Consider the following 17975-nt stretch of genomic DNA (forward strand, 5'->3'; position numbering starts at 1 on the left):
GTCACGTCGGCGCTGCTCAGTCCTTCTTGCGCACCACGGCGTTGAGGAGCTGCGCCGCAGTCTCGGCGATCACGCTGCCGCTGCCGGGATCGCCCTTGACGATCGACGACAGAAAGCCGCGCGCCTGCTTCAGCGTCACATGCGGCGGCAGCGGCACCACGTCTGGATCGCTCTTTACTTCGATCACCACCGGCCGGGCGCTCGATAGCGCGCGCCGCCATGCTGCCGCGAGCGCATCCGGATTGTCGATGTAGAGACCAGTGAAGCCGAGCAGCTCGGCGAACTTCGCGTAGGCGAAATTCGGGATCGCCTGCGACGCGTCGTAGCGCGGATTGCCTTCCATCACCCGCTGCTCCCAGGTGACTTCGTTGAGGTCCTCGTTGTTGAACACGCAGACCACGAAACGCGGGTCGGCCCAATGCCGCCAGTATTTTTGCACGGTGATCAGTTCGGCGAGATTGTTCATCTGCATCGCGCCGTCGCCGACCAGCGCCACCACCGGACGCGTCGGATGCGCGAATTTCGCGCCGATCGCGTAGGGCACCGCTGCGCCCATCGATGCCAGCCCGCCCGACAGCGACGCCGCCTGGCCGCGCTTGACGCGATAGTCCCGCGCAAACCAGTTGGCACAGGAGCCGCTGTCGCTGGTGACGATGGCGTCGGCCGGAAGCTGCGGCGACATCTCCCACACCACGCGCTGCGGATTGACCGGCTTCGCGGCCGTCATCGCGCGCGCCTCGAGCTTGGTCCACCAGCGGTCGATGTCCTCCGCGATGGTCTTGCGCCATTGGCCGTCGGTCTTCGGCTTCAGCAGCGGCAGCAACAGCTTCAGCGTTTCGGCAGCGTCGCCGTGCAAATTGACTTCGGCGGGATAGCGCAGCGACAGCATCGCGGCCTCGATGTCGATCTGCACCGCCCGCACCTTGCCATCCTTCGGCAAAAACTCCGCCCACGGAAAGCCGGTGCCGACCATCAGCAGCGTGTCGCAGGTCTGCATGAGGTCCCAGCTCGGCTCGGTGCCGAGCAGCCCGATTGCGCCCGTGACGAACGGCATATCGTCGGGCAGCACGTCCTTGCCGAGCAGCGCCTTGGCGATGCCGGCGCCGAGCGCATCTGCGACCGCGACGAGTTCATTCGCCGCGCCGCGCCCGCCGGCACCGACCAGGATCGCGACCTTCTCGCCGGCGTTCAGCACGTCGGCGGCGCGCTGCAAATCCTCGGGATACGGCACCACGCGCGGCCGCGTGTAGCCGACGCCGGAGCGGGTGAAGCCGTGCGCGACCGGCGGGTCTTCATAGGTCTGATCCTGAATGTCCTTCGGCAGCACCAGCACAGACACGCCATTGCGCGCGGTCGCGATCCGCACCGCGCGGTCGACCAGATGCCGTGCCTGCGCCGGGGCCGACAGTTCCTGCGCGAAGTCCGCCACGTCGGCAAACATCCGGTCGAGGTTGAGCTCCTGCTGATAGCTGGCGCCGCGCACGGTCGCCTCGGCCTGGCCGCAGATCGCCAGCACCGGCACGTGGTCGAGCTTGGCGTCGTAGAGACCGGTGATCATGTGCGTAGCGCCCGGTCCGCCGGTCGACAGGCAGACGCCGAGTTCGCCGGTGAACTTGGCGTGTGCGACAGCCATGAACGCCGCCATCTCCTCGTGTCGCGCCTGCACGAACTCGATCGTGCCAGCGCGCTGCAGCGCGCCGAGCACACCGTTGATGCCGTCGCCGGAGTAACCGAAAATCCGCCGCACGCCCCAGGCGTGCAGCCGCTCGACGATGAAATCGCTGACTTTCAAGGCGCTGCTCCGGCAAGTTGGATGCGGGTCCAACCGCCGGTCGCGGCGTCGGTTCCTTAAGAGCGCCCGTTCTCGATCCGGTAGGTCAGCAGCAGCGCGCCGCCATCCAGTGGACGCGTGCTCTCCAGTGACATCGCGGTCAACGGCGCGCGCTGCTCCGACTCGCCCTCGGCCGAGTCGAATACGCTCGGCGCGCCTTTGGCGCCGTCGACGGCCGGGCACAGGATGAGTTGCAGTTCGTCGACCAGACCGGCCCTCAGGAACGCACCGTTGGTGCCACCGCCGCCTTCGAGCAGCAGCCGCTCGATGCCGAGTTCGCGATTGAGGATGTCGAGCGTCAGCGCCAGATCGATCTCGCGCTGTCCGGCGAAGATGTAGCCGACGCCCTCGCCGCGCAGGCCTGCGAGATGCGCGTCGGAGACCTGCTCGGTCAGCACCACCACGATGGGATCGCCGCAGATATCGGACCGGCCCCAGCCGATCTTGCCGTGAGCATCGAGCACGACGCCGTAACTGTCCGCATCGCGCTTCGGCAGCCAATGCTCGCGGGGAAAGCGCTGCGTCGTGCCGGTCGGATACGGCTGGCCCTTGGCAAACTCCGAGCCGGTGACGCGGCCGATCAGCCATGCGTCGCCGCCGAGTTCGTCGTGCACCTGCTCGAACAGATCGCCCGTCGTGCCTTTCGGCCGCCAGCGGCTGTGCAGCGTGCGGCCATCGACGCTGGAGGCCATCAGGCAGGTGACGTGGGGCTTCATGTGGACTCCTGGAGATCGCAGCGGCGCACGGACATGACGGCACGGATAAGCCCGAACGACGACTTTCGTTCAGCCCGCGCCAACGCGATTGGGCACGCGCCCATGCGCCAGCCATCTGCGGCTGATCACGCCGCACAGCGCCAATCAGTTCGAGAACACGGAGGATTTGAACAGCGACCGCGCGCGCTGCGCCTGTGGCGGCTTTCGCGTGGTCGAGCCCGACATTTCGTCCGAGCTGCCACGCAGCCTGATATTCGAAAACCTTTCGATGCCGCTGGCGTGACGCACCGATTGGGGTACGCCAGCGGTCGATCGATCGTTGCGATTAGTTCTTCGGGGCAGCCTCGCCCTGCTCTCCCTTGGCGCCGGCAGGACCCGCCGGGCCGGCCGGACCCGCAGGTCCAGCGGGACCAGCCGGACCGGCATCCCCCTTCGGGCCGGTGGGACCAGCAGGACCGGCCGGACCCGCAGCCCCTGTGGGGCCGGCAGGACCGGCAGCGCCGGCCGGGCCGGTGTCACCCTTGGGCCCGCGCGGGCCGCAATTGGCGACGATCAGGTCCTTGGCGACTTCGTCGCCGGCCTTGAGGTCGAGCTTGCAGGTCTCGGGCAGATAGCTCAGCGAGAACTTGAAACGCCGCGAGGACGAACTCTTCACCTTGTCGCCGGGACCGACGACTTCGACTTCCTGGCCGGCCTTGGTGGTCTTGCCGGTGATCACCAGCTTGCCGCTTTCGATCGCGACCGTGTCGAGATCGAGCGCCATCGCGTTGGCAGAGGTCATCACGACGATCGCCGCGCCGACCAATATGGATCCTCGCACCATCCAGTTCCCCTCGCTGCTCGCGGCTCCGCGCTGGGCCGCCGCTTTGCCCGTCGATCGCAGACCGCCCGCGATCCGACCAAAAGCATAACCCAACATCGGCCGCAGCATAGTCGGCAGTCCGTGACATTTTTGTCTGAGGTGTCCGGCGAAGCCGTGGATGACGGCGGGCGGTGCGTCAGTGTGTGCACAACGCCGTTGCGAACAAAGCAGGAATCTGGAAGCGTCGGCTTTCATCCCGACAGGCGCTGATTCGTGTCTTTGCCCGCTGCCTATCTCGACGCCCTGAATCCGGAGCAGCGCTGCGCCGTCGAGCACGGCGTCGGCGCGGCAGCGTGCCCGCCGCTGCTGGTGATTGCAGGCGCCGGCAGCGGCAAGACCAACACGCTGGCGCACCGTGTCGCGCATCTGGTGCTGAACGGCGCCGATCCGTATCGCATCCTGCTGATGACCTTCTCGCGCCGCGCCGCCAACGAGATGACGCAGCGGGTCGAGCGCATCGCCCGCAAGGTGATGGGCGATCGCGCCGGCGCCCTCACCGGCGCGCTGCATTGGGCCGGCACTTTCCACGGCATCGGCGCCCGGCTGATGCGCGAGCATGCGGAACGGCTCGGCCTCGATCCGGGCTTCACCATCCATGACCGCGAAGACTCCGCCGACCTGATGAATCTGGTCCGGCACGATCTCGGCTTCTCTAGGACCGAGAGCCGGTTTCCGACCAAGGGCACCTGCCTTGCGATCTACTCGCGCTGCGTCAATGCCGGCCAGCCGCTGGATCAGGTGCTCGGCGCGAACTATCCATGGTGCGCCGGCTGGGCGGCTGAGCTGAAGCAACTGTTCGCCGCTTATGTTGACGCCAAGCAGCGCCACAACGTGCTCGATTACGACGACCTGCTGCTGTACTGGGCGCAGACGATGAGTGAGCCCGATCTGGCCGAGGAAATCGGCGGCCGGTTCGATCACGTGCTGGTCGACGAGTACCAAGACACCAATGCGCTGCAGGCGCAGGTGCTGCTCGGGCTGAAGCCCGACGGCCATGGCCTGACCGTGGTCGGCGACGACGCCCAGTCGATCTATTCGTTTCGCGCCGCCACGGTGCGCAACATTCTCGACTTCCCCAAGGCGTTCAGCCCGCCGGCGCGCCTCGTCACGCTCGACCGCAATTATCGCTCGACCCAGGCGATCCTCGGCGCCGCCAATGCGGTGATCGATCTCGCCCGCGAACGCTTCACCAAGAACCTGTGGACCGACCGCGCCGCCGGCTCGCCGCCGCAACTGGTCGGCGTCCGCGACGAGGCCGATCAGGCGCGCTACATCGTCGAGCGCGTGCTCGAGCATCGCGAAAGCGGCACCACGCTGAAGCAGCAGGCGGTGCTGTTCCGCACCTCGTCGCATTCGGCGCCGCTCGAGCTCGAACTGACCCGCCGCAACATTCCGTTCGTCAAATTCGGCGGCCTGAAATTTCTCGACGCCGCCCACGTCAAGGACATGCTGGCGCTGCTGCGCTTCGTGCAGAACCCGCGCGACCGCGTCGCCGGTTTTCGCGTGCTGCTGCTGATGCAGGGCGTCGGTCCGGCGTCGGCCCAGAAGGTGCTCGATGCCATCGACACCGCCGCCGATCCTCTCGGCGCTCTCGCCGATCTTCCGGCCCCGCCGCGCGCCGGCGACTGGCGCGGCTTTGTCGACGCCGTCGGCGAATTGCGCAGTGGCAGCGCCGGCTGGCCGACGGAAATCGAAAGTGCGGTCGCGTGGTACACGCCGCATCTCGAGCGCATCTACGAGGATGCAGAGACGCGCCGCGCCGATCTGGTGCAACTCGCGCAGATTGCATCCGGCTATCCGTCCCGCGAGCGCTTCCTCACCGAGCTGACGCTCGACCCGCCGGACGCGACCTCCGATCAGGCCGGCGTGCCGATGCTCGACGAGGACTATCTGATCCTGTCGACGATCCACTCGGCCAAGGGCCAGGAGTGGAAATCGGTGTTCGTGCTCAACGTCGTCGACGGCTGCATGCCGTCCGATCTCGGCACCGGCACCTCGGCGGAGATCGAGGAGGAACGCCGCCTGCTCTACGTGGCGATGACGCGCGCCAAGGACGATCTGCACCTCGTCGTGCCGCAGCGCTTCTTCACCCACGGCCAGGCCGCGATGGGCGACCGCCACGTCTACGCGTCGCGCAGCCGCTTCATCCCCGACCGCCTGCTCGGGGCCTTCGAGCGCGTGAGCTGGCCGAAAGCCACGGCGACCCCGGGCTATCCGACACGCAAGGCGCCGCCGATCGATCTCGGCGCGCGGATGCGCCGGATGTGGCAGTAGCAACGAAGATCGAGGAAGCTGGCGCCGCATGGGTGCAGCGCCGACCGTTTGCTCGGATTTGTCCCAATTGTCTGGGTTCCCTCGTTGGCGCAGGGTGAGTTCCCGTCCCCATCCGATTCCGGCGTCAACCGATGGCAGTCTCCTTCATTCTCCTCGCGGTCGTGCTTGGCGCGACGGCGGCGGTGTTCTCCACCGCGCGCGATCAGCTCTACTACGGCACGTCGTGGGCCGTCAGCGCGTGCGGGGCGTCGCCGCTGTTCTGCAAGCATCCCGAATATCTCGCTTACGCCGCAGGCGGCTGCCTGGTCTTGGGGCTGGGCATGGCGCTCGGTCGTGCGCTCAGCTCCTGATCATTAGCCGCCCGGCTCAGGCCACCGCCGTGATCGCTCCGCCGGCGGCGTTGTCGACGATCACCGGGCTGTCGAACCACGAGATCAAGGGCTCCGCGCCATAGAGCTGCGCCACGCGCGTTCGCCATTCGCCGGAATAGACCGCTTCGGCGGCTTCGCGCGAGTCCCACAGATAGACACCGCCGGCGGTGCGTCCGTCCTCGGAGCGGATGTAGTACTTGCGGATCAATCCCGGCATCTTCTGATATTTCGGCGCACTGGTCTTGAACAGTCTGGCTGCGTCTTCCAGGCTGATCGGCTTCGTCAGAGCGAACTGCACGATGGTGGTGATCATGGGTGCCTCCTGATCAGGTTCGCCTCGATTGATTCAGTTGATGCGCGGATCTACCTGCCGCGAAACCGCGGCTTGCGACGTTGCAGAAATGCGGCGACGCCTTCCTTGTGGTCCTCGCTCATGCCGGCGAGTGCGAACTGGTCGAGATCCATGTGGCTGGCGAGATCGTCGAGCGCGTGCGCCAGCCGGTTGACGGTGAGCTTGGTCATGGTCACCGACATCGGTGGCTGAGCCGCAACCTTCTCGGCCAGCGCCATCGCGGTGGCAAACGCCTCCCCCGGCTTGGCGAGGTGCTCGACCAGGCCCCACTCGTAGGCCTGATCCGCTCCGATCCGGTCGTCGGCCAGGATCACCGCCTGCTTGGTGCGCGCCGGCCCGATCAGGTGCAACATTCGCGGCACGCTCTGCCAGCTCATGTTCATGCCGAGCCCGATCTCCGGCACGCGCAGATGCGCGTCCTTCGCCATCACCCGGAAATCCAGCGCCACCGTGAGCGCCACGCCGCCGCCGACGCAGAAGCCTTCGATCGCGCCGATGGTGATCTGCTCCATCTCCTGCCAGGCCCGCGTCAGCCGTGGCCCGAGCTTGAGATGCCGGCGCAGCGCGCCGAGATCCATCCCGGCCCGGCTGCGGCCCTCGGGGTCCTTGAGGTCGAAGCCGGCGCTGAACGCCCTGGCGTTGCCGGCGAGCACGACGGCCGAGGTGTCCGCGTCGTCCTCGAAGCTGCGCGCCGCGTCGGTCAGTTGCCGCATCGCCTCGGGCGACAACGCGTTGATGCCGTCGCCGCGGTCGAACCGCACCACGGCGACGCGGCCCTCCGGCCCGAGACCCCGCTCGATCGTCACGAACTCAGCCATCGCGTCCTCCCGATTTTTTGTTGGGCGCATGGTGAGCCAATTCGGGCGGCGCGCCAAGCGGCGGCTATTTGAACGCGTCGGGAAACCGAAACGTGGTGCCGAGCGTGATCCAGCGGGCGTTCTCGCCGGTGATGTTGTGGCCGACGATCAGGTCGAGCGACAAGATCTCGTTCGGCCGCCAGCGCACGCCCGCCTGCGCGCGGGGACGGACTTTGCCGACCGTGTCGGGCGCGCCGGAAAGTCCGAAGGCTTCGAGCGTGAGCTGCAGCGTGTCGGTGAACTTCCAGTCGAAGCCAGCGCCGTAGCTGAAGTAGTGCTGGTCGATGATGCGGTCCCAATACCAACCGCTGTTGATGTTGACCCGCATGGTCTCGGACAGCCGGTAGGTCGCCGGCAGCGTCACGAAGGCAACCGTGCCCACCCCGCTCGCCGCATCGATCGAACCGCCCGCCTCGACCGCCAGCCCGAACCGGCCGATCGCGGTCGGCACCAGCACGGTCTTGGCCTTCGGCGACAGCGTCGTCGTCCAGTCGCCGTCGCTGCGGGCGCGGTTGGTCTGCAGCGTCAGTTCGACCGGCCGCCCGAGCCCGACCACGCAGGACGGATTGGCGACAGCCGAAAAGTCGGTGTTGGTGGCGCTGGACAGCCAGCTTTCCAGCTTGCACGAGCCGAGTTCGGAAATGTCCGTCGCGTCGACCGCATAGGCACCGTTGGCCGCCCACGCCTCGCCCGACATCAGCAGGGCGATGCAGGTCAGGGTCAGACAGATCAGGACGACGGCGCGCGCGAACGACATCATGGCGCAGGATTAGCAGAGTCCCGGCTCGACAGTCCGCACGACTTCCGCCTATCCTCAGTTTCATGCATGGACATGATCATCACCACCACGACCATTCGCACGACCACGACCATTCCGAACTGTCGGAAACCGAACTGCGGGTACGCGCGCTCGAAACCATCCTGACCGAGAAGGGCTATGTCGATCCGGCGGCGCTCGACGTGCTGATCGAGACCTACGAGACCAAGGTCGGCCCGCGCAACGGCGCACGCGTCGTCGCCAAGGCGTGGAGCGATCCGGCGTATCGCGAGCGGCTGCTGCAGGACGCGACGGCTGCGATCGCGGAACTCGGCTACACCGGCCGCCAGGGCGAGCACATCGTCGCGGTCGAGAACACGCCGGCCACCCACAACATGATCGTGTGCACGCTGTGCTCCTGTTATCCGTGGTCGGTGCTCGGCCTGCCGCCGGTCTGGTACAAGTCTGCGCCCTACCGGTCGCGCACCGTGAAGGAGCCGCGCGCGGTGCTGGCCGATTTCGGCGTCACGCTGCCGGACGACACCGCGATCCGCGTCTGGGATTCGACCGCCGAGATCCGCTACCTCGTGGTGCCGATGCGGCCCGAAGGCACCGACGGACTCAGCGAAGAGCGCCTCGCTGATCTCGTCACCCGCGACAGCATGATCGGCACCGGGCTCGCCCGCTCGCCGGCGGAGATCGCCTGATGGACGGCGCGCACGATATGGGCGGGATGGATGGCTTCGGCCCCGTCGTTCCCGAGCCGAACGAGCCGGTGTTCCACGCGCCCTGGGAACGCCGCGCCTTCGCGATCACCTTGGCGATGGCCCGGCATGGCGGCTGGAATCTCGACATGACGCGGTTCGCCCGCGAGAACCGATCGCCGGCCGACTATCTCTCCAAGACCTACTACCAGATCTGGATCGCTGGTCTCGAACAGCTGATGGCGGAGCGCGATCTGGTGACGCCCGACGAGGTCGTCGCCGCCCGGCCGCTGCATCGCCGCCGCGACCTCGCCCCGCTGCGCGCGGACGAGGTCGGCCCGATGCTGGCGCGCGGCGGTCCGACCGACCGTCCAGCTTCCGCTCCGGCGCGCTTCAAGATTGGCGATCGCGTCCGCACCAAGACGATGCACCCGCGTGGCCATACAAGGCTGCCGCGCTATGTCCGCGGCCATGTCGGCGTGATCGAACTGCTGCACGGCGCGCATGTCTTTCCCGACAGCAACGCGCGCGGCGAAGGCGAGCGGCCGCAATCGCTCTACACCGTGACCTTCGAGGGCCGCGACATCTGGGGCGATGAGGCGGAGCCGGGCCTACGCGTTTCGGTCGACGCCTGGGACAGCTATCTGGAGCCGGCATGATGAGCGTCGACGCGCAAGCCTCTGCGGTCGCCGCCGGCAGCGTGCCCGGCCTGCCCCGCGACGATGACGGCCCGGTGTTTCGCGAGCCTTGGGAAGCGCACGCCTTCGCGATGGCAGTGACGCTGCACGCGCGCGGGCTGTTCACCTGGCCGGAATGGGCCGCAGCGCTCGCGGACGAGATCACCCGCGCGCAGCAGCGCGGTGATCCCGACACCGGCGAGACCTACTATCAGCACTGGCTCACGACGCTGGAACGCATGGTCGCCACCAAGGGCGTCGCTAGTCCGGCCACACAGGCGCAGTATCGCGACGCCTGGGACCGCGCTGCCGACCGCACCCCGCACGGCCGTCCGATCGAGCTGCTCCCGGACGATTTCGACGCGCGTTCGTAGAGCTGGCTGGCGGTAGCTCACCCTGCGCCGTCGCCGCTACGCCCGCGTTTTACGACAAGTCGAGCGACTTTACCTCGCCGGCGTTAAGGTTGCTGCTTTAAAAACTATTCGATTGCTGCGTGGATCAACGATCTGGCCACGTCGATCGGTCATTGTGGCGCGCCCGGATATCGCTCGGCGATGGCGCGGCTGCGGTGAGTTGAATGTCGATGTTGCAGATCGAGACGTACGAACGGTCCGTCGGTTGGGTGGCGAAGGCAGCCGACCGCTATGTGGCGGACTGTACCGACAACATCGGCCGTTTCCTGTCGCGCGCCGCGACCCTGGGTCCACAGGCGGCGGCGACGCCCTTTCAGTCGGTGAACTGGCTCACGCCCTGGCTTCGTGTGATCGGCCCGTCGGCCGAGACCGAGCCGCTGCTGATCACGGTGCGCGACAGCATGCGCGGCGAGATCGCGATGCTGCTGCCGCTGGTACTGCGGCGGTTCTACGGCGTCACGCTGGTCGAGTTCGCCGATCTCTCGGTGTCCGACTACGGCTTTCCGCTGCTCGGCCCCGCGGCCCCGACGACGCCAGCGGCGGCCGCGGAAGCGTTCGACGCGGCGCTCGCTGTGCTGCCGCCCGTCGACGTGGTGCGGCTGTGCAACCTGCCGGGCATCATCGATGGACGCGTCAATCCGCTGGCGCTGCTCGCCAATGCGGCGCACGGCTCGGTCCGCAATGTCGCGGCGCTGCCGGCGAGTTGGGACGATTACCTCGCGGCCCGGCCGCGCAAGTTTCGCAAGGCACTGCGCCAGCATCATCGCGCCTTCGACGCGCATGGCGGCTTCACCGTCCGCATGATCACCGATCCGGCCGAAGCGCTGCCGCTGCTCGACCGGCTCGACGGCCTGCAACGCGAGCGCGTCGCCGGCCGCGGCAAGCGCTACGTGCTCGATCGACCGGCCTATTCGCAGTTCTATCGCGCGGTGCTGGATCACGGCGCGGCGCAGCGCTTTGCGATGCTGTCGGTGCTGGAATCGGCCGGGACCGTCGTGGCGATCGCCTACAGCCTGCTGCATCAGCAGAGCTGCACCACGGTGCGGCTGGCGCATCTCGGCGCCGAATGGGACCGCTGCTCGCCCGGCATCGTACTGGTCAGCGAGATCATCCGCTGGCTGATCGAGAACGGCGTGCGCCGGTTCGATCTCGGCGCCGGCGGCTACGACTACAAGAAGCGGCTCGGCTGCGAGGCGGAGCCGCTGCTGACGCTGGAACGGCCGATGAGCATCAAGGGCCGCATGGCGCTGTCGGCGTGGACGACCTTCGCGGGCCGCCGCGCGCTGCTTCAGTCGCTCGCCGCCAGGCCGTCATAGAGCAGCTTCTTGAATGCCGGGCCGACCCGCCCGCGCTCCGTCTCGGTCTGCTCCATCAGGATGTAGATCAGCCCGAGCTTGCGATCGACGCCAAAGTAGGTACCAGCGCCGCCGTCCCATTTCAGCTCGCCGAGCGAGCCCGGCGGCGGCGGCTTCGCCTCGCCCGGATCGGTGCGCACCGCGAAGCCGTAACCGTAGCCGAAGCCGTCGCCGGGGAAATAGAAGTAGTCGCGTTCGACGCCCGAACCCGGGCCGATGTGATCGGTGGTCATCGCCGTGAACGCTGCCGGGCTGAGATAGCGCCGGCCATCAAGTTCGCCGCCGTTCAGGATCATGCGGGCGAAGCGCGCGTAGTCGGTGATCGTCGACACCAGCCCGCCGCCGCCGGACTGCCATTCGGGATGCGCCCGGCGCTGGCGCTCGGCGCGGTTCAGCACGACGTCGTCCGGCCGCGGCTCCGCCATCCGCGTCTTCTCGTCTTCGGTTTCCAGCACGTATTTGGTGCTGGTCATGCCGAGCGGATCGAACAGGCGCTGCTTCTCGAACTGATACAGCGTCTGCCCCGAGACGATCTCGATGATCCTTCCGAGCACGTCGGTGGAATGGCCGTAGCGCCACAGCGTGCCGGGCTGGCGCGCCAGCGGCAGCCGCGCGATGCGCTCGGCAAACACCGCATTGTCGAACGCGCCATCGAAAATATGCGCTTCCGTGTAGGCCTGCCGGATCAGCTCGCCGCCGATATAGCCGTACGTGATGCCCGAGGTGTGGCGCATCAGGTCCTCGACCGTCACCGGCCGGTTCGGCGCCACGCGCTTCAGCACCGGCTTGCCGTCCGCCATCTCGCTTTCGATGCCGACCTGCACGTCGGCGAAGGCCGGAATGTATTTCGACACCGGGTCCTGCAGCGACAGCTTCCCCGCGTCGATCAGCATCATCGCGGCGACGCTGGTGATCGGCTTGGTCATCGAATGCAGCGCGAACAGCGTATCCGGCGTCATCGGATGCACGCGCGCCGTCGTGCGGAATCCGAAACACTGCAGATACAGCGGATGGCCGCGCTGCTCCACCAGCACGACGGCGCCCGGCAGCTTGCCGGTGGCGATCTCGTTGTCGAAGTAAGCGGTGACGGCTTTGAAGCGGCCGTGCGCCGGCGCCGTCGCATCTGGCTCGCAATCCGCTGCCGCCGCTGCACCAGCCAGCGCGAGCAGCGTCAGCGCCGCACCGGCGAGACGCGTCGCGGCGTGCATTTTTGATCGAGAGAACAGCGCGAAAGTCCTTAGGCTTGCTGATGCTGCGGCGATGATGACGCGATTGGCGCGTCAAAATCCATCATACGCAGGTGTGCCGCCGATGATTTCTGCGCGAGCTAGCCCGCGCGTACCTGATATTCCCGCCAGCCCTTCGCGCGCAGCGCGCAGGCCGGGCATTCGCCGCAGCCATAGCCCCAATCGTGCCGCGCGCCGCGTTCGCCGAGATAGCAGGTGTGCGAGTGCTCGCGGATCAGATCGACCAGCGCGGCGCCGCCGAGATCGTGCGCCAGCTGCCAGGTCGCGGCCTTGTCCAGCCACATCAACGGCGTGTGCAGCGTGACGTCGCGCGCCATGCCGAGGCTGATGGCATTTTGCAGCGCCTTGATGGTGTCGTCGCGGCAGTCCGGGTAGCCGGAGTAATCGGTCTCGCACATGCCGCCGACGATGTCGGCGATGCCGCGGCGATAGGCCAGCGCCGCCGCGAAGGTCAGGAAGATCAGGTTGCGGCCGGGCACGAACGTATTGGGCAGCCCATCCGCCCCCATCGCGATTTCGACGTCGCGGGTCAGCGCGGTGTCGGAGATCGCGCTCAGCGTCGGGATCGACAGCGTGTGGCTGTCGCCGAGCTTGGCGGCCCATTCCGGATTGATGGCGCGAAAGCCGTCCAGCAGCTTCTCCCGGCAATCGAGTTCGATGGCGTGACGCTGGCCGTATTCGAAGCCGATGGTCTCGACGCGGGCGTAGCGCGCCAGCGCCCAGGCGAGGCACGTCGCGGAGTCCTGCCCGCCGGAGAACAGCACCAGCGCGGTCTGATCGGAGTGAGTTTCAGTCATGCGGCTGGCTGTAGCACCACGCGCCGCCGCCGCCAAATCACGCTGATTTTTGCTGGGCCGCCGCCCCGGCTTGCGGCATAGGAAGGCATCGCCTCACACCGGATCCCCGCCATGACCCCTTCCCGCGATATTGCCCGCCTGATCGAGATCATGGCCCAGCTGCGCACGCCCGGCACCGGCTGCCCGTGGGACCTCGAGCAGGATTTCGCGACGATCGCGCCCTACACCATCGAGGAAGCCTTCGAGGTCGCCGAGGCGATCGCCCGGCACGATCTGGAGGATCTGCGTGACGAACTCGGCGATCTGTTGCTGCAGGTGGTGTTTCATTCGCGGATTGCCGAGGAACGCGGCGCGTTCGCGTTCGGCGACGTGGTCGAGGCGGTCACCCGCAAGATGATCCGCCGCCATCCCCACGTCTTCGCCGACGCCGACGGCAACATTGCGCCATCGCATGTCGAGGGCGTGTGGGATCGCATCAAGGCCGAGGAGAAGGCCGAGCGCGCCGCCCGCCGCGGCGCTGTCGAACCGCCGGCGAATTCGGTGCTGGCCGGCGTCAAGGCCGGGCAGCCGGCGCTGTCGCGCGCCATGGAGCTGCAGCGCAAGGCGTCCAAGGTCGGCTTCGACTGGAACGATCCGCGCGAGGTGCTGAAGAAGATCCGCGAGGAAGCCGACGAGATCGAGGCCGCGCTCGACCGCGGCGACAAGAGCGAGATGGCCGAGGAAACCGGCGACCTGATGTTCGCGCTGGTCAACCTCGCCCGCCACACCGGTGCCGATCCCGAAATGGCGCTGCGCGGCACCAACACCAAGTTCGAACGCCGCTTCGCCTATATCGAGCGGGCCCTCGCCGCACGCGGCCAGTCGCCGGAAACCGCCTCGCTGGCCGAGATGGACGCGCTGTGGAACGAGGCCAAGACCACCGAATTCGCCGATCAAGCGAGATAAAGCCGCCGCGGCCAGTTCCGGTCGGCCCTGCGACACCCTATCTTGAGCGCTGGTGTAACCAGCAGAGGGGGCGGCGCAGGCGCCATGCTATCGGTGGAATTGGCAATCGTGGTGACGCTGATCGTCGCCAACGGATTGCTTGCGATGTCTGAGCTGGCGATCGTCTCCTCCCGCCCGGCCCGGCTGGCCCTGCTCGCCCAGAAGAACGTCCGCGGCGCCAAGCAGGCGCTGAAGCTGTCCGAAGACCCCGGCAAGTTCCTCTCCACCGTGCAGATCGGCATCACGCTGGTCGGCGTGCTGTCCGGCGCGTTCTCCGGCGCCACGCTCGGGCAACGCCTGACCGAATATCTCGCCGCGCTGTCGGTGCCGTTCGCCGATATCCTCGGCTTCGGCCTGGTGGTAGCGGTGATCACCTATGCGACGCTGATTGTCGGCGAGCTGGTGCCGAAGCAGGTCGCGCTGCGCAATCCCGAAGCGGTCGCCGCCAAGGTGGCGCCGGCGATGGCGCTGATCGCCAAGATCTCGCGGCCACTGGTGTTCGTGCTGGATTTTTCCGGCAAGGCGATCCTCAGCCTGCTCGGCCAGAGCGGCGTGATGCAGGACAAGATCTCCGAGGAGGAGATTCACAATCTGGTGCTCGAGGCCGAGACCGCCGGCGTGCTCGAGCCCGGCGAGCGCGAGATGATTGCCGGCGTGATGCGGCTTGGCGACCGGCCGGTCGGCGCGGTGATGACGCCGCGTCCGGAGGTCGATCTGTTCGACCTCGGCGACTCGCTGGAGCAGGTCCGCGAGGCCTTCCTCAACAGCCCGCATTCGCGCCTGCCTGTGACCGACGGCGATCGCGACGATCCGATCGGCATCATCCAGGCCAAGGATTTGCTCGAAGTCTATCTGCGCGGCGACAAGCCGGATTTGCGCGCGCTGGTGCGCGATGCGCCGGTGATCCCCTCCTCGGCCGACGCCCGCGACGTGCTGGCGACGCTGCGGCAGTCGTCGGTGCACATGGCGCTGATCTACGACGAGTTCGGCGCGTTCGAAGGCGTCGTGACTACGGCCGATATTCTGGAGTCGATCGTCGGCGCGTTCGGCAACGAGGAAGGCCCGCCGGAGCCCGCCGCGGTGCGTCGCGACGACGGCTCCTACCTGATCGCCGGCTGGATGCCGGTCGACGAATTCGGCGATCTGCTGCCGGTGTCGATTCCGCCGCATCGCGACTATCACACGGTCGCCGGCCTGGTGCTGCAGCACTACGGCGCGCTGCCCAACATCGGCGACAAGTTCGAGTATCAGGGCTGGGAAATCGAGATCCTCGACCTCGACGGCCGGCGCATCGACAAGATCCTGGCCACCCGCGTGGCCGACGTCGAGGCGGCTGCATGATCAGGCCGGCCGGCACGGCGCACAGCCGCGCCCGGGCGCTGACGGCCGTGCGCGCTGCGCACACCGCGATCTGGGCGTTCTTCGCCGGTTCGATCGTCCTTATCCCGATCGCCACCCTGCGCGGCGAACTCATCGCCGCGCTGTGGATGAGCCTGTTCGTCTGGGGCGAAGTGCTGGTGCTGCTGCTCAACCGGATGCGCTGCCCGCTGACCAGCGTCGCCGCACGCTACACCGACGACCGCGCCGACAATTTCGACATCTGGCTGCCGTCCTGGCTCGCCCGTCACAGCCAGCGGATCTTCGGCACCTTGTTCGCCGCCAGCCAGTTGCTGCTCGGCCACGCGCTGCTGAGCGACTGAGCGCGTCTCAGCTCCAAACGGCAGCGGCCGCCCGGTTGCCCGAGCGGCCGCGCATCCCCCACCCCCGCTGAAACCTCAGAACGGAATATCGTCGTCCATATCGTTGGGGCGGCCACCGCCACCGCCGCCGCTGCTGGCCGCCGCCGGACGGCGCGAGCCGCCCCCCGAGCTGTAGCCACCACCGCCGGAGCTGTAGCCGCCCGACGGACCGCCGGAGCCGAAGTCGCCGCCGGCATCATCCGAGCCGTAGCCGCCACCGCCGCCACCCGAGCGGCCATCCAGCATGGTCAGCACCGAGTTGAAGTTCTGCAGCACAACCTCCGTGCTGTAGCGCTCGGCGCCGCTCTGGTCGGTCCATTTCCGCGTCTGCAGCTGGCCTTCGATGTAAACCTTCGCACCCTTCTTGAGGTACTGCTCGACGACCTTGCACAACCCTTCGTTGAAAATCACGACGCGGTGCCATTCGGTCTTTTCCTTGCGCTCGCCGGAGGCGCGGTCGCGCCAGCTCTCGGAGGTCGCAATCCGCAGGTTGGCGATCGGTCGTCCGTCCTGGGTCCGCTTGATCTCGGGATCGGCGCCGAGATTGCCCACCAGGATCACCTTGTTCACGCTTCCCGCCATCGCCGTCTCCTTCAAATTCGAATCGCCCACCGTGATCGCGCGGGCTCAGGCGCCGGGCGCCTTGCTGTCCCGATAGCGCTTACGCTGTCCGCCGCGCGACGCCCATCCTCGGAGCGCCGCAAACCGCGCGACCGCCCCCGTTATCCACCGGGATCATACATATACGTTCCAGTTTTGTTCTCGCCAAGACTGGAACCTGCGGTCTCAACGGCATTTCTCAGGGCCTGGCGCCGGCTGGACGTCGAGCACGCTTGCCACGACAGGTAATTCGGTGCCTCGAACGGTAAATTACCGCTGGATTTTCAGGGCTTTCGGCGTGCCTCACTTCATCCGCAAGTGTGACTTTTCGGAGACGGCATTTTTCCGGGAACCGCGTATAGTTCCATCACGAAATCGACAAGGCGTGCGCGCCGGGCGGCATTCTGCGGGGGACACGCAGCCGCCAAGGATAACCGGGGTTATTACGATGAAAAAGCTTTTGCTCGGCACTGTTGCATTGTTCGCTTTGGGTGCGGCGCCTGTGATGGCCGCCGACCTCGCCGCCCGCCCTTACACCAAGGCTCCGCCGGTGATCGTCGCGCTCTACAACTGGTCCGGCTTCTACGTCGGCGCCAACGGCGGCTGGGGCACCAGCCGCAAGAGCTGGGATCTGTATGCGCCGGGCGGCCTCGTCAGCGAGGGCTCGCACGACGCTTCGGGCGCCACCGCGGGTGGTCAGATCGGCTACAACTGGCAGGTCGGCGCCTGGGTGTTCGGCGTCGAAGCGCAGGGCAACTGGGCCGACTTCAAGGGCTCGAACGCCAGCCTGGCGGTCGCGGGTGCAACCAACCAGTCCAAGATCGAAGCCTTCGGCCTGTTCACCGGTCGCGTCGGCTACGCCTGGAACAACGCCCTGCTCTACGCGAAGGGCGGCGCCGCGGTGGTCAGCGACAAGTACAGCTACTATCCGACCGCAACCGGAGTGACCGTCGCCACCGCCTCGGAAACCCGTTGGGGTGCGGCAGTCGGTGCAGGCTTCGAATACGGCTTCACCCCGAACTGGTCGTTCGCGGTCGAGTACGATCACCTCTTCCTCGACAAGAAGGACGTGACCTTCACGAGCGGCGTGTCGGATCGCATCAAGCAGGACGCAGACCTTGTTACCGCCCGCATCAACTATCGTTGGGGCGGCCCGGTCGTCGCGAAGTACTGAGCTTCGCGCGCTCGCCGAAAGACGGCGAGGCTCAAGCGTCCACACGACAGATTCCAAGAAAGGCCGGCCTCGCGCCGGCCTTTCCGTTTTTGGGCTGATGCCCGTTACCGACGTTGGGCCCCATCACGGGCGACTTGGCCGTCCGGCGTCCCAGATCCAGATGTCCGTGAGTCGGGCAGCGCGAGGCTGGAGTACTCGCGTCCTGATGGTCGACGACGCTGATCCCGGCTCGGTCCTATCAGTGAAATAGCACCTCATCTGCCCG

The 17975-nt window shown here is 67.2% G+C and carries 19 protein-coding genes; 10 read left to right on the forward strand and 9 right to left on the reverse strand.

The window, feature by feature from the left end:
• Positions 1 to 16 precede the first annotated feature (16 nt).
• The 3 genes from ACOJTD_RS10590 to ACOJTD_RS10600 all read right to left on the reverse strand — a co-directional run bounded on the left by ACOJTD_RS10590 (position 17) and on the right by ACOJTD_RS10600 (position 3370).
• Positions 17 to 1792: a thiamine pyrophosphate-requiring protein gene (locus ACOJTD_RS10590; RefSeq protein ID WP_420132875.1), complete on the reverse strand. Its 1776-nt coding sequence runs from the start codon at positions 1790 to 1792 to the stop codon at positions 17 to 19.
• 56 nt (positions 1793 to 1848) lie between these two features.
• On the reverse strand, positions 1849 to 2547 hold the full coding sequence (locus ACOJTD_RS10595) for a RibD family protein (protein WP_420132876.1): 699 nt from the start codon (positions 2545 to 2547) through the stop codon (positions 1849 to 1851).
• Between the two features lie 325 nt (positions 2548 to 2872).
• On the reverse strand, positions 2873 to 3370 hold the full coding sequence (locus tag ACOJTD_RS10600; protein WP_420132877.1) for a collagen-like protein: 498 nt from the start codon (positions 3368 to 3370) through the stop codon (positions 2873 to 2875).
• 252 nt (positions 3371 to 3622) lie between these two features.
• Between ACOJTD_RS10600 and ACOJTD_RS10605 the strand changes: the two genes are divergently transcribed.
• On the forward strand, positions 3623 to 5683 hold the full coding sequence (locus ACOJTD_RS10605) for an ATP-dependent helicase (RefSeq protein ID WP_420132878.1): 2061 nt from the start codon (positions 3623 to 3625) through the stop codon (positions 5681 to 5683).
• Between the two features lie 131 nt (positions 5684 to 5814).
• Positions 5815 to 6033, forward strand: a complete 219-nt coding sequence (locus ACOJTD_RS10610) for a hypothetical protein (RefSeq protein ID WP_420132879.1) — start codon at positions 5815 to 5817, stop codon at positions 6031 to 6033.
• Positions 6034 to 6049: 16 nt separating this feature from the next.
• Here ACOJTD_RS10610 and ACOJTD_RS10615 read toward each other — a convergent pair whose 3' ends face one another.
• From ACOJTD_RS10615 to ACOJTD_RS10625, 3 genes are all read right to left on the reverse strand, one after another.
• A complete protein-coding gene (locus ACOJTD_RS10615; RefSeq protein WP_420132880.1) occupies positions 6050 to 6367 on the reverse strand; it encodes a YdhR family protein in 318 nt (105 codons plus the stop codon).
• A gap of 50 nt (positions 6368 to 6417) precedes the next feature.
• Positions 6418 to 7224 (reverse strand): enoyl-CoA hydratase/isomerase family protein, encoded by an 807-nt coding sequence (locus ACOJTD_RS10620; protein WP_420132881.1) that lies wholly within the window; start codon positions 7222 to 7224, stop codon positions 6418 to 6420.
• A gap of 64 nt (positions 7225 to 7288) precedes the next feature.
• Positions 7289 to 8023 carry a hypothetical protein gene (locus ACOJTD_RS10625; RefSeq protein WP_420132882.1) on the reverse strand — a complete coding sequence of 245 codons (735 nt, stop codon included), beginning with the start codon at positions 8021 to 8023 and terminating at the stop codon, positions 7289 to 7291.
• Between the two features lie 62 nt (positions 8024 to 8085).
• Here ACOJTD_RS10625 and nthA point away from each other — a divergent pair, with 62 nt between their 5' ends.
• From nthA to ACOJTD_RS10645, 4 genes are all read left to right on the forward strand, one after another.
• Entirely contained in the window at positions 8086 to 8727 is a 642-nt protein-coding gene (gene nthA, locus ACOJTD_RS10630) for a nitrile hydratase subunit alpha (protein WP_420132883.1), read from the forward strand.
• Positions 8727 to 9383, forward strand: a complete 657-nt coding sequence (nthB, locus tag ACOJTD_RS10635; protein ID WP_420132884.1) for a nitrile hydratase subunit beta — start codon at positions 8727 to 8729, stop codon at positions 9381 to 9383. Before nthA ends, nthB begins: the two co-directional genes overlap by 1 nt.
• Positions 9383 to 9775: a nitrile hydratase accessory protein gene (locus ACOJTD_RS10640; protein WP_420132893.1), complete on the forward strand. Its 393-nt coding sequence runs from the start codon at positions 9383 to 9385 to the stop codon at positions 9773 to 9775. The genes nthB and ACOJTD_RS10640 overlap by 1 nt, the downstream gene beginning before the upstream one ends.
• 203 nt (positions 9776 to 9978) lie before the next feature.
• Positions 9979 to 11130 carry a GNAT family N-acetyltransferase gene (locus ACOJTD_RS10645; protein ID WP_420132885.1) on the forward strand — a complete coding sequence of 384 codons (1152 nt, stop codon included), beginning with the start codon at positions 9979 to 9981 and terminating at the stop codon, positions 11128 to 11130.
• Here ACOJTD_RS10645 and ACOJTD_RS10650 read toward each other — a convergent pair.
• Positions 11103 to 12377, reverse strand: coding sequence for a serine hydrolase domain-containing protein (locus ACOJTD_RS10650; RefSeq protein ID WP_420132886.1), 1275 nt, complete (start codon positions 12375 to 12377; stop codon positions 11103 to 11105). The two genes, ACOJTD_RS10645 and ACOJTD_RS10650, sit on opposite strands and share 28 nt — an antisense overlap.
• A 119-nt stretch (positions 12378 to 12496) precedes the next feature.
• On the reverse strand, positions 12497 to 13213 hold the full coding sequence (queC, locus tag ACOJTD_RS10655) for a 7-cyano-7-deazaguanine synthase QueC (RefSeq protein WP_420132887.1): 717 nt from the start codon (positions 13211 to 13213) through the stop codon (positions 12497 to 12499).
• A gap of 111 nt (positions 13214 to 13324) precedes the next feature.
• Here queC and mazG point away from each other — a divergent pair, with 111 nt between their 5' ends.
• The 3 genes from mazG (at position 13325) to ACOJTD_RS10670 (ending at position 15897) form a co-directional block, all read left to right on the forward strand.
• Positions 13325 to 14158, forward strand: a complete 834-nt coding sequence (gene mazG, locus ACOJTD_RS10660; protein WP_420132888.1) for a nucleoside triphosphate pyrophosphohydrolase — start codon at positions 13325 to 13327, stop codon at positions 14156 to 14158.
• A gap of 84 nt (positions 14159 to 14242) precedes the next feature.
• Positions 14243 to 15538 (forward strand): hemolysin family protein, encoded by a 1296-nt coding sequence (locus ACOJTD_RS10665; protein WP_420132889.1) that lies wholly within the window; start codon positions 14243 to 14245, stop codon positions 15536 to 15538.
• Entirely contained in the window at positions 15535 to 15897 is a 363-nt protein-coding gene (locus tag ACOJTD_RS10670) for a hypothetical protein (protein ID WP_420132890.1), read from the forward strand. Before ACOJTD_RS10665 ends, ACOJTD_RS10670 begins: the two co-directional genes overlap by 4 nt.
• A gap of 75 nt (positions 15898 to 15972) precedes the next feature.
• Here the strand turns inward: ACOJTD_RS10670 and ACOJTD_RS10675 are convergent, their stop codons facing one another.
• Complete coding sequence (locus ACOJTD_RS10675) at positions 15973 to 16518, reverse strand: single-stranded DNA-binding protein (RefSeq protein WP_420132891.1); 546 nt, start codon at positions 16516 to 16518, stop codon at positions 15973 to 15975.
• A 466-nt stretch (positions 16519 to 16984) separates the two neighbouring features.
• Here ACOJTD_RS10675 and ACOJTD_RS10680 point away from each other — a divergent pair, with 466 nt between their 5' ends.
• On the forward strand, positions 16985 to 17710 hold the full coding sequence (locus ACOJTD_RS10680) for an outer membrane protein (protein ID WP_420132892.1): 726 nt from the start codon (positions 16985 to 16987) through the stop codon (positions 17708 to 17710).
• The last annotated feature ends 265 nt before the right edge of the window (positions 17711 to 17975 follow it).

The organism is Rhodopseudomonas sp. (assembly GCF_048594845.1).
GTDB lineage: Bacteria > Pseudomonadota > Alphaproteobacteria > Rhizobiales > Xanthobacteraceae > Rhodopseudomonas.

What these genes read in the sequence shown, in the direction of transcription:
- ACOJTD_RS10595 (WP_420132876.1), bottom strand. Translation starts at nt 2,547, where the DNA reads ATGAAGCCCCACGTCACCTGCCTGATGGCCTCCAGCGTCGATGGCCGC.
- ACOJTD_RS10600 (WP_420132877.1), bottom strand. Translation starts at nt 3,370, where the DNA reads ATGGTGCGAGGATCCATATTGGTCGGCGCGGCGATCGTCGTGATGACC.
- ACOJTD_RS10610 (WP_420132879.1), top strand. Translation starts at nt 5,815, where the DNA reads ATGGCAGTCTCCTTCATTCTCCTCGCGGTCGTGCTTGGCGCGACGGCG.
- ACOJTD_RS10615 (WP_420132880.1), bottom strand. Translation starts at nt 6,367, where the DNA reads ATGATCACCACCATCGTGCAGTTCGCTCTGACGAAGCCGATCAGCCTG.
- ACOJTD_RS10620 (WP_420132881.1), bottom strand. Translation starts at nt 7,224, where the DNA reads ATGGCTGAGTTCGTGACGATCGAGCGGGGTCTCGGGCCGGAGGGCCGC.
- ACOJTD_RS10625 (WP_420132882.1), bottom strand. Translation starts at nt 8,023, where the DNA reads ATGATGTCGTTCGCGCGCGCCGTCGTCCTGATCTGTCTGACCCTGACC.
- nthA (WP_420132883.1), top strand. Translation starts at nt 8,086, where the DNA reads ATGCATGGACATGATCATCACCACCACGACCATTCGCACGACCACGAC.
- nthB (WP_420132884.1), top strand. Translation starts at nt 8,727, where the DNA reads ATGGACGGCGCGCACGATATGGGCGGGATGGATGGCTTCGGCCCCGTC.
- ACOJTD_RS10640 (WP_420132893.1), top strand. Translation starts at nt 9,383, where the DNA reads ATGAGCGTCGACGCGCAAGCCTCTGCGGTCGCCGCCGGCAGCGTGCCC.
- ACOJTD_RS10645 (WP_420132885.1), top strand. Translation starts at nt 9,979, where the DNA reads ATGTCGATGTTGCAGATCGAGACGTACGAACGGTCCGTCGGTTGGGTG.
- ACOJTD_RS10650 (WP_420132886.1), bottom strand. Translation starts at nt 12,377, where the DNA reads ATGCACGCCGCGACGCGTCTCGCCGGTGCGGCGCTGACGCTGCTCGCG.
- queC (WP_420132887.1), bottom strand. Translation starts at nt 13,213, where the DNA reads ATGACTGAAACTCACTCCGATCAGACCGCGCTGGTGCTGTTCTCCGGC.
- mazG (WP_420132888.1), top strand. Translation starts at nt 13,325, where the DNA reads ATGACCCCTTCCCGCGATATTGCCCGCCTGATCGAGATCATGGCCCAG.
- ACOJTD_RS10665 (WP_420132889.1), top strand. Translation starts at nt 14,243, where the DNA reads ATGCTATCGGTGGAATTGGCAATCGTGGTGACGCTGATCGTCGCCAAC.
- ACOJTD_RS10670 (WP_420132890.1), top strand. Translation starts at nt 15,535, where the DNA reads ATGATCAGGCCGGCCGGCACGGCGCACAGCCGCGCCCGGGCGCTGACG.
- ACOJTD_RS10675 (WP_420132891.1), bottom strand. Translation starts at nt 16,518, where the DNA reads ATGGCGGGAAGCGTGAACAAGGTGATCCTGGTGGGCAATCTCGGCGCC.
- ACOJTD_RS10680 (WP_420132892.1), top strand. Translation starts at nt 16,985, where the DNA reads ATGAAAAAGCTTTTGCTCGGCACTGTTGCATTGTTCGCTTTGGGTGCG.